Below are 11326 nucleotides of genomic sequence, written 5' to 3' on the forward strand. Positions count from 1 at the left end.
GTCGGTAGGCGTCGAGAACGCGGTTACACAGCCGCACTCGTCGGTCGAATCGCGGGGCGCGACCCGGACGCCGGTCGCGTCGGCGAGTCGGCCGCCGAGCGCGTCCGGGAGCGCCGCGGCGACGGTTTCGGAGAGGGAACCGATGGAAGGTGAGCCGAGGGGCATACGGGGGCGTGGCCCCGTCCGGGTATTTGAACCTACGCCGCCGGCGGGTCGGCCGCCGCAGGAGCGAGAACGACGACAGAACCGCCCGCGTCGGCTTCGAGCGTCAGTCTGAGTCGGTGTTCACCCGGCCCGAGGACGAGTCGGTCGCCGACGACGCGAATCCGCGGCCCGCCGACGCGACGGACGACGGTCGGCCCGGCGGCGATATCCGCCGATAGCTCGACGCCGTCGCCGCCGCGAACCGCGAGTTCGGAGACGCCGGCCGCGCGCCACGAGCCAGTCGGAACGTCGAGGACGACGTGCCGCCGCGCGCCCGCGACACCCGCCGGTGTCGGGTCTTCCGCGGTCGCGAGCGCCGTCGCGGCGTGCGCGATGTCGTCCGCCATCGAACCGATTGTCACGGTCGTCGCGTCCGCTCGCGCCGCGTCGGCCGCCGGGAAGACGACGCCCGCGATGGCGACCGCGAGGAGACACGTCAGCACGACGCGAATCACAGCGCGTCGCGGAGGCGGGCGGCCAGTCCGCGGTCGGCGGAGTCGTCGCGGGAATCCGTGGCGTCGTTCCGGGAGTCACCGGCGCGGGAGTCGGGAGCGACGTGAGAATCGCGACCGGCGCGGACGGCAGTCACGGTCGTCTCTTCACGCCGAGGAGAATCGTCGTACGCGCCGGCGGCTTGTCCGGCGGGCGACGCTGCCTCCGAGGCGAGCGCGTCCGCCGACTGCGGCGGCGCGGGAGACGCCGTCTCGTCGACGAGTTCCGCTTCGAGCGACTCGGCCTTGGCGAGCGCGGCGTTCGCCCGGCGCTCGACGTCCTCGTTGACCGCGCGGACGCCGCCGAGGTAGCCGCGCATCGCCTGCGTCGCGGCGTCCATCTCGTCGAGGCGCTCGGTGAGCGATTCGACCGACGATTCGAGTTCGGAGACCCGACGCTCGACGGCCGCGAGGTCTTCCAGCGACGAGAAGTCGGCGTCGCCGTCGGTGATGGTTCGCTCGACCGCGGCGAGTCGCGCGGCGAGGTCGGCGGTGCGGTCGGCAGTCCGGTCCGCCGCGACCGGGTCGCGGGACGCGGGCGCTCTGGCGTCGGCGTCAGCGTCGGCGGTGCCACCGAGGCGAACTGGGTCGGTCGTCATGGGTCGGCGTGGCCCCGTCATCTGATATAAAACTCCGGCGCGGTCGGAGCCGACCACGACCCGAGCGGTCGAACAGTTCGCCCGTGGGGAACGTTCAAGACGGGCGACGGAGTGGATTGTGGTATGAAAACCGTCCTGATTGGTGTGGGGCAAGCAGGTGGGAAACTCACCACCGCGCTCCAGTCGTTCGACCGACAGATGGGGTTCGGCGCGGTCCTCGACGCCGTCGCGGTCAACACCGCGAAAGCGGACCTCCAGTCGCTTCCGGTCGAGACCGTGCTCATCGGCCAAGACCGGGTCAACGGCCACGGCGTCGGCGGCGACAACGAACTCGGTGCCGAGGTCATGGAGTCGGACCAGACCGAGGTCATGTCCGCCCTCGACGGCCGCGTCACGGCCGAAGCGGAATCGATTTTCGTCGTCGCCGGGCTCGGCGGCGGCTCCGGCTCCGGCGGCGCGCCCGTCCTCGCGAAGGCGCTTCGACGCGTCTACGACGTGCCGGTGTACGTCCTCGGCATCCTGCCCGGACAGGACGAAGGGGCGATGTATCAGGTGAACGCCGGCCGCTCGCTCAAGACCATCGCCCGCGAGTCCGACGCCGTCCTCCTCGTCGACAACGACGCGTTTCGCTCCTCCGGCGAGTCGATGAGCGAGGGGTACGACGCCATCAACGAAGCGATTGCCCGACGCGTCGGTCTGCTGTTGGCGGCCGGTGAGGCGACCGAGGGCGTCGGCGAGAGCGTCGTCGACACCTCCGAAGTCATCAACACCCTCCGCTCTGGGGGCATCGCCGCGCTCGGCTACGCGAGCGCCGAGGCCTCTCCCGACGCCGAGGACAACATCAACACCGTCATGAGCACGACCCGCCGCGCCGTCCTGACGGGGACGAGCCTGCCCGACGCGAGCGACGCGGACTCTGCGCTCGTCATCGTCGCCGGCGAACCCGACACTATCCCGCGGAAGGGCGTCGAGCGAGCGCGTCGCTGGGTCGAAGAGGAGACCGGCAGTCTGCAGGTCCGCGGCGGCGACTTCCCGCTGGAGAGCGGCCGCCTCGCGTCGCTCGTCCTCCTCGGCGGCGTCGAGCGCTCCGAGCGGGTCGAGTCGTTCATGGAGCGCGCCCGCGAGGCCATCGACCAGGCGAAGACCGAGACGCGAGAGGACCCCAAAGAGATGTGGCACAACGACGACCTCGACGACCTGCTGTGAGGCCCATCGGGCGCGCCCCGACGAGATGACCGCCCACTAAATATCAGTTTTCGGTGACGTTTGTCCATCAAACAACCGAATACCCTCCGGTCTGCGAATGATTTTTCCGTTGGGGCGCACATTCGTGGTATGTGTTAACAATGGGTAGTTGTGGGTGTGACGAAACGATACGCGTGAGAGTCGACGCAGCACGCCGCCGGGGTCACCATGTCTGAACCGACCGCTGACCCGCTTCGGCGAAGTATCGAAGTCGAGTACTGGGTCGTCGAAGACGACGGGTCGTTCACCGACCCGGGCGACCTGCTCGACGCCTCGCCGGGGGCCGAACGGGAGTTCGTCGAGCCCGTGTTGGAGGTGAAGACGTCGCCGTGCGACTCGGCGGCCGAGTTGCGCGCGGAGCTGTACGAACGACTCGGCGACGTTCTCTCGCGGGCCGAGGAAGTCGGGAAGCGACTCGTCCCGCTCGCCACGCCGGTGAGTGCGGAGGAGGTGACGGAGCGCCGGAGCGACCGGACCCGCATCCAGAACCGCGTCGTCGGGTCGGACTTCCAGTACGCGCGGCACTGCGTGGGGACGCACGTCCACGTCGAGCAGCGCCCCGGCCGCGAAATCGACCAGTACAACGCGCTCGTGGCGCTGGACCCCGCGCTGGCGCTGGTGAACTCCTCGCCGTACTACGACGGGAAGCGGTTGGCGGCGGGCGCGCGGTCGAAACTGTACCGCCGGATGACCTACGACGACGTGCCGCACCAGGGTCGGCTGTGGCGCTACGCCGACGACACGCGGGAGTGGTCGCGCCGCCTCGAACGCCGGTTCGAGGAGTTCCTCGTGCGCGCCGAGGCGGAGGGCGTCGACCGGGCGACCATCGAGGCGAACTTCGACCCCGAGAGCGCAATCTGGACGCCGGTGCAACTCAGGGCCGAGTTCGGCACGGTCGAGTGGCGCTCGCCCGACTGCGCGCTCCCGAGCGACGTGGTCAGACTGGCGAACAGCGTGGCCGACGTGGTGAGACGCCTCGACGACGCGGAGTTCAGAATCGAGGGCGACAGGGGACGCGTGACGGAGGACCAGGTCGTCCTCCCCGAGTTCGACGCGGTGCTCCGGTACGTCAACGCCGCCATCGAGGACGGACTCGACTCCGAGGACGTGCGGTCGTACCTCGACCGGATGGGCTTCGACGTGGACGCGTACAGCCCGGTGTCACACGAGATAGACGGCCGCGAGACGGTCACGCCCGCCGAGGCGCGAGAGATGCGACTGACCCACGCCGACCGACTGGAACGGGACGTGCGGAGCGCGGTCAGGCAGTAAGCCGCGAGCCGCCGCGAGCGGGTCTTAGGGGGACCGCGAGAGCGAGCGCTCGGGACAGGTGAGGTCGGAGTCAGACGCGCCTCGCGAAAAAACGGAATCGGAAGCCGAATCGGTCGCTTACTGCTGGATGAGGCTCGCGCCGTCGAGTTCGGTGCGGCTGTACTCGACGTCCATGAGGTCGAGGATGGTCGGCGCGATGTCGTAGAGGTCGGCGTCCTCGATGACCGCGTCGGGGTCGTCGACGTAGAGCGTCGCGTTGTCGAACGAGTGCATGCCGTTGCGGGGGCCGACGCCGAACACGTCGTCGTGACCCTTGAAGCCGGACTTCAGGTCGAAGCCGTGGTTCGGGATGACGACGAGGTCGGGCGCGATGTCGTCGTGGTCGCCGCGGAAGGCGTCTTCCTTGACGACGACGCGGTCTGCGACCTTGTTGCCGTCGGGGCCTTCGAGCGCTTCGAGTTCGGCCTTGAGCTCGTCGCGGACCGCCTCGTACTCCGACTGCGGGACCGACCCGCGGGGCTCGCGCCCTTCGAGGTTGATGAAGAACCGACCGGGAATGAGCGAGTACGCCTTCGAGTCCTCGTCGATGTCCGAAAGCGAGTCGTGGTCGTCGTCCTCGTAGGAGAGCCAGCCGTTCTCCTCGAGCCACGTGTTGCAGTGGACCTCGTAGTCGAGCGAGGTGAAGCCGTGGTCGGACGCGACGATGAGCGTCACGTCCTCGGGGAGGGCGTCGCGGATGCGACCGAGGTAGTCGTCGACGGTGCGGTAGAACTCCATGAAGGCGTCTTTGTTCTTCCCGTCGCGCTCGTAGTCCTTGAACAGGAAGTGGTTGACGCGGTCGGTCGTCATGAAGACGCCGAAAAAGAGGTCCCAGTCGTCCTGGTCGATGTAGCGCTCGAACGCCTCGTAGCGCCGGTCGAGCGTCTTCCGGGCGTCCTCCATGAACGCGGTCTTGTCGTCGTCGTGACCGAGTTTCGCGTTCACGTCGATCTTGTAGTTCATCTCGGAGAGCGCGTCGCGGAAGTCGTCGGGGTAGGCGGCCTTGTCGACGCCGGGCGAGAGGAAGCCGGAGACCATGCGCTGAACGTTGCGCTGGGGCGGGAACGTCACGGGGACGTTCATGACGGTGGCCTTACGGCCGGCGTCGGTGACGCGGTCCCAGACGCGGGTGGCCTGCACGTCGCGCCCCATCGGGACGTACGTGTCGTAGGAGCCGACCTCACGGTCCTGGAAGCCGTAGACGCCGGTCTCGCCGGGGTTGACGCCGGTCGTGAGCGCCGGCCAACACGCCGAGGACTCGGGCGGGACGATGCTGTCGATGTCGCCCGCCGAGCCCGCGTCGGCCAGCGCCGCGAAGTTGGGGAACTCGTCGGGATGCTCAGAGAGGAGAGTGAACGGAACCCCGTCGATGCCGATGAAGGCGACGCGGGGGTGGTCTTTGCCGCGGAGTCGGTCGAACAAACCCATACCTCACGGTATCCAAGAGAACCATAAGAAGGTTCGTCTCTCCGCCGGAGTTTGCGACGAGAGACGACGGATACGGGGCCGCTGTCGGAGAAAGCGGCGAATCTCTCCGGGCGAGAGCGGACCGCTGACACCGCCGACGACCTGTCAGACGCGAATCAGGCCATCGACCATCCTGCGACACCCTGTGAGGTCACACCCGCGGCTGCCCCGCGGAGAGCGGGCGCTCCCGCGCGACCGCGGTCCGACCGCTGACCCGAAGCTCGCTCGCGACGACGAACGCCAGCCCCCACGCGACGAGCGCGACGGCCCACATCACCCCCACGCTGGACACCTGCGTCGGGAAGGCGAGCGAGACCGCGCCGAAGTAGATGGCGAGGCCGCCAGTCAGCCACGCGACGAAGCGGTGACCGGGTGAACCTGCGGCCGCGACGAGGCCGAGCAGTAACAGCCCGATTGCCATCACCGCCATCTCCATGTAGTGACCGGCGACGGCGTGAATGTCACCGGTCGCCTGCAGACCGAACTGGTTGACCGCGAACGCGAGCACCGGGAGCACCGCGACCGCGACGAGGCCGAGGAGCGCCGGACTGTAGTCGTCGCCGACCGAGACGATGTCGCGGCCCGCGGGGTGGAACAGCACCATGAGCCCGGTGAGCACGAAGAAGGGGACGACCTCCTCGACCGGCCCGCCGCCGACGATGGTTCCGACGAGCACGAGCGTCGTCACCACGAAGGCGACCTGCATGAGCGCGACGCGCTTCAGCGGGCGGTACAGTTGGCTCGCGACGCCGAGGATGATTATCCAGACGTTCGCTGCGATGACCATCAGGTGCAGGCGGTGCTCGGCGAGCACGTCGCCGCCCGCGCCCCACCCGACGATGGCGAACGAGAGGAGTTCGCTGACGAAGACGGCCGCCATCCCGAGCGTCACGACCGCGAGCAGGTAGAAGGCGTACAGCCGGGCCTGACCGAACGCGGCCGGCGAGTCGCCGGTGGCGTCCGGGGCGTCACCACTACTGTGTTGTTTGGTGTCAATTGACATGGCCCGAGTAGAGAGTACGACGGGCGAGAGAATAACCGTTATTCGGGGATTTCGGACCTGTTTCCCGGCGGGACGCTCAGCGAACCGGGCAGATGAGACCGGGGCGGGCGAAGGAGCGAAGTGCCGCGCGGGACAACGAACGGGCGTGAAGGAGTTCGAGCGTAAACAGCTCTTGGAGCGCGTCAATCGGGAGGGTGCGACCGTCGGCACGCAGATTCCCGACCGCATCGAGGTCCAAGGCGAGGAGATAGACCTCAGGGAGTTCGTCTTCGAGATAAAGCGCCGCGACACCATCCCGTCGGGGGAGCGCGAGCGCGTCGACCAGGCGAAGCGGAACCTCCGCCGCGAGCGTCTCGAACGGCTCCAACGAATCGAGGACAACGAAGTGAGCTACGACGAGGGGCGGCGACTGGCCGAGGACATCGTCGGCATCGACCGGGCGCTGAACGCTCTCGAACAGCTTCGGCCGGTCGACCTCAAACAGGAAGAGCACCGCCAGAACGCCGCGGACCAGAAGCGCTGGATGAACTTCCTGAAGAAGGCGCTGGGCCGCGACGGCGGCAAGAGCAAGCGAGGGGGCCGATGAGCCGAAACGACGAGATAGCGAGCCTGCTGGAGGAGTTCGCCGACCTGCTGGAGGCGAAAGACGTGGCCTACAAGCCGTCGAGCTACCGCCGCGCCGCCGAGAACGTCCGCGAGCACCCGAAACCCGTCGAGGAACTCGCCGCGGAGGGCGAAGACGCGGTCCAGGAAATCGACCGCGTCGGCGACGCCATCGCCTCGAAAATCGTCGAGTACGTCGAGACCGGCCGCATCGAGGAGTTGGAGGACCTCCGCGAGGACCTCCCGGTCGATATGGCCGGCCTGACGAGCGTGGAGGGTGTCGGTCCGAAGACGGTCGGCAAACTGTACGAGGCGCTCGGCGTCGCCGACCTCGACGACCTCGAAGCGGCCGCCCGCGACGGGCAGATACAGGAGGTCAAGGGGTTCGGCGCGAAGACGGAGGCGAACATCCTCGACGGCATCGAGTTCGCCCGTGAGGCGACCGGCCGCGAACTGCTCGGAAAGGCGCGCCCCGTCGCCGACGACCTGCTCGCGTACCTCGGCGGCCACGACGCCGTCGGGCGGGTCGAACCCGCGGGGTCGATGCGGCGGTGGCGCGAGACGGTCGGCGACATCGACGTGCTCGCCGAGAGCGCCGACGCCGAAGCCGTCATCGACCGCTTCCTCGCGTGGGACCTCGTCGGCGACACCATCGAGGCCGGCGAGCAGAAGGCGAGCGTCCGGGTGAACGGGATGCGGGTCGACCTCCGCGTCGTCGCCCCCGCGGAGTACGGCGCGGCGCTCCAGTACTTCACCGGGAGCAAGGACCACAACGTCCACCTCCGCAACATCGCCATCGACCGCGGCCTCAAGATGAACGAGTACGGGATGTTCGACATCTCGGACGTGGACGACCCCGACGACGGCCCGCGGGCCGGAACGCGCGTCGCCGGCGACACCGAGGAGTCGATGTACGCCGCGCTCGACCTCCCGCTCGTCCCGCCGGAGATGCGCGAGGACACCGGCGAAATCGAGCGCGCCGCCGAGGGCGACCTGCCGGACCTCCTCGCGGAGGGCGACCTCCGCGGCGACCTCCACACCCACACCGACTGGTCAGACGGCGACAACACTATCGCCGAGATGGTCGCGGCCGCCGCGGAGCGCGGCTACGACTACCACGCCGTCACCGACCACGCCACCGGCCCCGGCATGGTCGGCGGCGTCGGCGTCGAGGACGACGACCTGCTCGACCAGCTAGACGAGGTCCGCGACGTCGCCGAAGACGCCGATATCGCGGTGTTCACCGGCGTCGAGGCCAACATCGACGCCGAGGGCGGCATCTCCGTCGCCGACGACGTGCTCGACCAACTCGACGTGGTGGTCGCCTCGCCCCACAGCGCGCTCGACCAGGACCGCGAGACGGCCACCGAGCGACTCGTCACCGCGATGGAACACCCCGCGGTGAACATCCTCGGCCACCCGACCGGTCGGCTCATCAACCAACGGCCCGGCCTCCCCCTCGACTACGAGCGACTCGCGGAGGCCGCCGTCGACAACGGCGTCGCGCTCGAACTCAACGCCAGCCCGTACCGTCTCGACCTGAACGGCGAGGCGCTCAAAATCGCCGTCGAGGCGGGCGCGACCGTCGTCATCGACACCGACGCCCACCGACCGGGTGAACTCGACCACGCCCGCTACGGGGTCCACACGGCCCGCCGCGGCTGGGTCGAGACCGCGGACGTGCTGAACGCGCGGTCGGTCGAGGAACTGTCCGACTTCCTTCGTGACTGACGACGTCGGAGCCGACCACCCCGGCACGGTCGCCTCGGGCGTCGACCGCGCCGCTCCCGGCGACACAGCACTCCTCTTGGACGTGATGCTCGGCAAACTCGCCACGTACCTGCGGATGTGCGGCTACGACGCCGAATACGCCCTCGACGGCAGGGACGAAACAGAAGGTGGAGAGGACGGGGCACGCGACCCCCGAACCGACCCCGGCGACGACAGCCTGCTCGCGCGGGCGGACGCCGAAGGGCGCGTCCTCCTCACCCGCGACGTGCGACTGGCCGAGCGAGCCCCGCGGAGCGTCCTCCTCGCCGAGCGGGAGCCAATCGCGCAACTCCGCGAACTCGAATCGGTCGGCTTCGCGGTCTCGCTGGACGAGGAGCCGTCACGCTGTGGCGTCTGTAACGGCCCCGTCGAGGCGGTCGGCCGCGACGAGCCAGTTCCCGACTACGCGCCCGACCCGACGGAGACGACGCTGTGGCGGTGCCGCGACTGCGGACAGGTGTTCTGGCGCGGGAGCCACTGGCGCGACGTGGAAGCGAGATTGAACGGCGGAGAACAGTAAGCGGAAACGGTCGTCGAAGTCGTCCGGGTCGGCGGCGGAACTACTCGCGGCGGCGCGGGAACCACTCGTCGCAGGCTTCCATGTCCTGCATCATCTCGTCGTGGGCCGCGCAGTAGGGCTTGAGTCCGTCCGAGGTGCGGACGTACTCGAAGTACGTGCAGTTGCCGCAGTAGCGGTCGCCGACCGTGGTGTTCGCCGGACGGTCGGCGGCGGGGTGGTCGGCCGCGCCTGCCGGCGAGCGCGCGGAATCGCTCGACTGGACGGTATCGACGCCGGAGCGACCCGTCGCCGCGGTGTCAGCGGCGTCCGGGCCGTCGGACGACGCCGAGGCCGAGGGTTCGACGTCAAGCGGGGTGATGTCCTGCGTCGACGCGCCGCCGTCGGTCGCGCCGGCGTTCGGGGTGGCTCCGGCGTTCGACTGGTTCGTCTGCGTCTGGACGTCTCCGTCGGGCGTGCCGCCGAGGAAGCCGATGCCGCCCAGACCGCCGCCGGACTTCTCGACTTCGACGACGCGCGTCTCGCCCTTCTTCGTCACCTGGACCGTGGCCGTGCCGCCGGGGTCGTTCCGCGTCTTGAAGTTGGCGACGCCGACGAACAGACACCAGAAGGTCGTGAGCGTGCCGAAGAAGTAGACGGCGACGGTTTCGAGGGTGAGGTCGGCGAGGCCGGCCCCGCAGGTCGCGCCGGTCCACTGGCAGGGGTACGCGTGCGAGAAGAGCGCGACGCCGAGAACGGCGATGCTCGCCCCGATGAGCGACGCGGCGCGGGTTCGACGACTCGCGGGGAGGACCGCGAGGACGCCGAGGAAGACGGCGGGGACGCCGATGCCTCCGAGGATGCCCCCGAGTTCGCGTGCTTCGCCGAGGGTCGCCCCGCCGGACGTGTACACGTCGGTGGTCGCGACGACGATGCCCGCGACGACGAGCAGCACGCCGATGAGGAACCCCCCGAAGCCCAGGGACAGCCGTCGGAGACTCGGCCCGCCCCGGCCACCGTGGTACGCCTCCGAAAGACTGGTCATGGCCCCGACTACGAAAGCAGCCCCTAAAACGATGCGTCAGACGATTGTCTGTTTCTCGACACGTCGCGGGCTGTCGATATCCGCGCGGCGGCCCGCTCGTCGCGGCGGCGGCGCGTCGTCGTCACATGCGAATCTCGAAGGGATTATCATGCGCGGTGGCTAACCCTCGCGCATGGCTGACGAGGAAGCAGACGAGGCACCCGCCGTCGAACTCGGTACGGGCGCGTCCGTCGAAGGTGCGCCGCTCGCGCGCGTCGCCTCCCGACTGACGTGGCCGCAAGAAAAGAGCAGCATCCTGAACAAAGAAGGCGACGCGGTCATCCGCACGCCCGACGGCCCCCAGAGCCTCGAAGACGTGCTCGCCGAGGCCGACGAGACCTACTTCGAGACGCGACAGGCCTTCGTCGACGACGTGTTCGACATCGTCGGCCGCGACCCGGTCCAGACGGAATAACGGTGTTGCGCCGCCGGCTCGCCCGCCTCCCGTGGCTCTACCGCGCCCTCCTCGTCGGGGGCGTCGTCGGGGCCGCGTGGAGTCTCTGGCCGATTCCCGCCGGCGACCTCACCTACCGCGCGGTCCACGACGCCCTCCTGTTCATCCTCGTACCCGGAGCGCTCGCGCTCGCCCACGGCCGCAACCTCGGCTGGAACGTCGACCGCGCGGCGCTCCGCAACACGCTCCTGCTCGCGCTGTTCGTCTTCCCCTTCTACCTCGTCGGGTCGAGCCTGCCGTCGATTCGGACGTACTACCCGATGTGGCACACCTCGACCGCGCTCGCTGACTTTCTCCCGCACGCCGCTCAGCAGTTGCTCGTCGTCGTCGCGGCCGAGACGTACTACCGCGGCCTGCTCTGCGTCGGCGTCCGCGAAATCGGTCGGAAGAGCGCCCTCATCAGTCCGATTCTCTACGCCTTCCACCACGTCGGCAAGCCGCCGATAGAGCTTCTCCTGTCGGCCCCGACGGACGTGCTGTTCGGCCTCGTCGATTACGAGAGCGACTCGATTCTCCCCTCCATCGTCGCCCACGGCGGCGGCCTCATCCTCCTGGACTGGCTCGTGCTCCACCCGCCGATTTTCCCGCCCGAGCGGGTC

Annotated in this window: 12 protein-coding genes; 7 read left to right on the plus strand and 5 right to left on the minus strand. The window is 69.1% G+C overall.

The window, feature by feature from the left end; all coding sequences use genetic code 11:
• Positions 1 to 197: 197 nt before the first annotated feature.
• Positions 198 to 659, minus strand: a complete 462-nt coding sequence (locus tag AUR65_RS17535; protein WP_058568421.1) for a DUF7311 family protein — start codon at positions 657 to 659, stop codon at positions 198 to 200.
• Entirely contained in the window at positions 656 to 1294 is a 639-nt protein-coding gene (locus tag AUR65_RS17540; protein ID WP_058568422.1) for a DUF7310 family coiled-coil domain-containing protein, read from the minus strand. The genes AUR65_RS17535 and AUR65_RS17540 overlap by 4 nt, the downstream gene beginning before the upstream one ends.
• 123 nt (positions 1295 to 1417) lie before the next feature.
• Here AUR65_RS17540 and AUR65_RS17545 point away from each other — a divergent pair, with 123 nt between their 5' ends.
• Together AUR65_RS17545 and AUR65_RS17550 are read left to right on the plus strand one after the other, a co-directional pair.
• Positions 1418 to 2500 carry a tubulin/FtsZ family protein gene (locus tag AUR65_RS17545; protein ID WP_058568423.1) on the plus strand — a complete coding sequence of 361 codons (1083 nt, stop codon included), beginning with the start codon at positions 1418 to 1420 and terminating at the stop codon, positions 2498 to 2500.
• A 207-nt stretch (positions 2501 to 2707) separates the two neighbouring features.
• Entirely contained in the window at positions 2708 to 3811 is a 1104-nt protein-coding gene (locus AUR65_RS17550; RefSeq protein WP_058568424.1) for a glutamate-cysteine ligase family protein, read from the plus strand.
• 117 nt (positions 3812 to 3928) lie between these two features.
• Here AUR65_RS17550 and AUR65_RS17555 read toward each other — a convergent pair whose 3' ends face one another.
• Together AUR65_RS17555 and AUR65_RS17560 are read right to left on the minus strand one after the other, a co-directional pair.
• On the minus strand, positions 3929 to 5278 hold the full coding sequence (locus AUR65_RS17555) for an alkaline phosphatase family protein (protein WP_058568425.1): 1350 nt from the start codon (positions 5276 to 5278) through the stop codon (positions 3929 to 3931).
• Between the two features lie 190 nt (positions 5279 to 5468).
• Positions 5469 to 6320: a hypothetical protein gene (locus tag AUR65_RS17560; protein WP_058568426.1), complete on the minus strand. Its 852-nt coding sequence runs from the start codon at positions 6318 to 6320 to the stop codon at positions 5469 to 5471.
• A gap of 145 nt (positions 6321 to 6465) precedes the next feature.
• Here AUR65_RS17560 and AUR65_RS17565 point away from each other — a divergent pair, with 145 nt between their 5' ends.
• Genes AUR65_RS17565 through AUR65_RS17575 form a run of 3 tightly spaced genes read left to right on the plus strand, consistent with a single transcriptional unit; the run spans position 6466 to position 9213 of the window.
• Complete coding sequence (locus tag AUR65_RS17565; RefSeq protein ID WP_058568427.1) at positions 6466 to 6906, plus strand: DUF5788 family protein; 441 nt, start codon at positions 6466 to 6468, stop codon at positions 6904 to 6906.
• Positions 6903 to 8654, plus strand: a complete 1752-nt coding sequence (gene polX / locus AUR65_RS17570) for a DNA polymerase/3'-5' exonuclease PolX (RefSeq protein ID WP_058568428.1) — start codon at positions 6903 to 6905, stop codon at positions 8652 to 8654. The genes AUR65_RS17565 and polX overlap by 4 nt, the downstream gene beginning before the upstream one ends.
• A complete protein-coding gene (locus tag AUR65_RS17575) occupies positions 8647 to 9213 on the plus strand; it encodes a Mut7-C RNAse domain-containing protein (protein ID WP_058568429.1) in 567 nt (188 codons plus the stop codon). The genes polX and AUR65_RS17575 overlap by 8 nt, the downstream gene beginning before the upstream one ends.
• A gap of 40 nt (positions 9214 to 9253) precedes the next feature.
• On the opposite strand, the gene AUR65_RS17580 is transcribed toward AUR65_RS17575, so the two are convergent.
• Positions 9254 to 10234, minus strand: coding sequence for a DUF7139 domain-containing protein (locus AUR65_RS17580; RefSeq protein ID WP_058568430.1), 981 nt, complete (start codon positions 10232 to 10234; stop codon positions 9254 to 9256).
• 172 nt (positions 10235 to 10406) lie between these two features.
• Here AUR65_RS17580 and AUR65_RS17585 point away from each other — a divergent pair, with 172 nt between their 5' ends.
• Together AUR65_RS17585 and AUR65_RS17590 are read left to right on the plus strand one after the other, a co-directional pair.
• Positions 10407 to 10688 carry a DUF5789 family protein gene (locus tag AUR65_RS17585; protein WP_058568431.1) on the plus strand — a complete coding sequence of 94 codons (282 nt, stop codon included), beginning with the start codon at positions 10407 to 10409 and terminating at the stop codon, positions 10686 to 10688.
• A gap of 2 nt (positions 10689 to 10690) precedes the next feature.
• A partial coding sequence (locus AUR65_RS17590; RefSeq protein ID WP_058568432.1) for a CPBP family glutamic-type intramembrane protease occupies positions 10691 to 11326 on the plus strand: 636 nt, incomplete at its 3' end.

The organism is Haloferax marisrubri (assembly GCF_001469875.2).
Lineage (GTDB): Archaea > Halobacteriota > Halobacteria > Halobacteriales > Haloferacaceae > Haloferax > Haloferax marisrubri.

What these genes read in the sequence shown, in the direction of transcription:
- AUR65_RS17540 (WP_058568422.1), bottom strand. Translation starts at nt 1,294, where the DNA reads ATGACGACCGACCCAGTTCGCCTCGGTGGCACCGCCGACGCTGACGCC.
- AUR65_RS17545 (WP_058568423.1), top strand. Translation starts at nt 1,418, where the DNA reads ATGAAAACCGTCCTGATTGGTGTGGGGCAAGCAGGTGGGAAACTCACC.
- AUR65_RS17550 (WP_058568424.1), top strand. Translation starts at nt 2,708, where the DNA reads ATGTCTGAACCGACCGCTGACCCGCTTCGGCGAAGTATCGAAGTCGAG.
- AUR65_RS17555 (WP_058568425.1), bottom strand. Translation starts at nt 5,278, where the DNA reads ATGGGTTTGTTCGACCGACTCCGCGGCAAAGACCACCCCCGCGTCGCC.
- AUR65_RS17560 (WP_058568426.1), bottom strand. Translation starts at nt 6,320, where the DNA reads ATGTCAATTGACACCAAACAACACAGTAGTGGTGACGCCCCGGACGCC.
- polX (WP_058568428.1), top strand. Translation starts at nt 6,903, where the DNA reads ATGAGCCGAAACGACGAGATAGCGAGCCTGCTGGAGGAGTTCGCCGAC.
- AUR65_RS17580 (WP_058568430.1), bottom strand. Translation starts at nt 10,234, where the DNA reads ATGACCAGTCTTTCGGAGGCGTACCACGGTGGCCGGGGCGGGCCGAGT.
- AUR65_RS17585 (WP_058568431.1), top strand. Translation starts at nt 10,407, where the DNA reads ATGGCTGACGAGGAAGCAGACGAGGCACCCGCCGTCGAACTCGGTACG.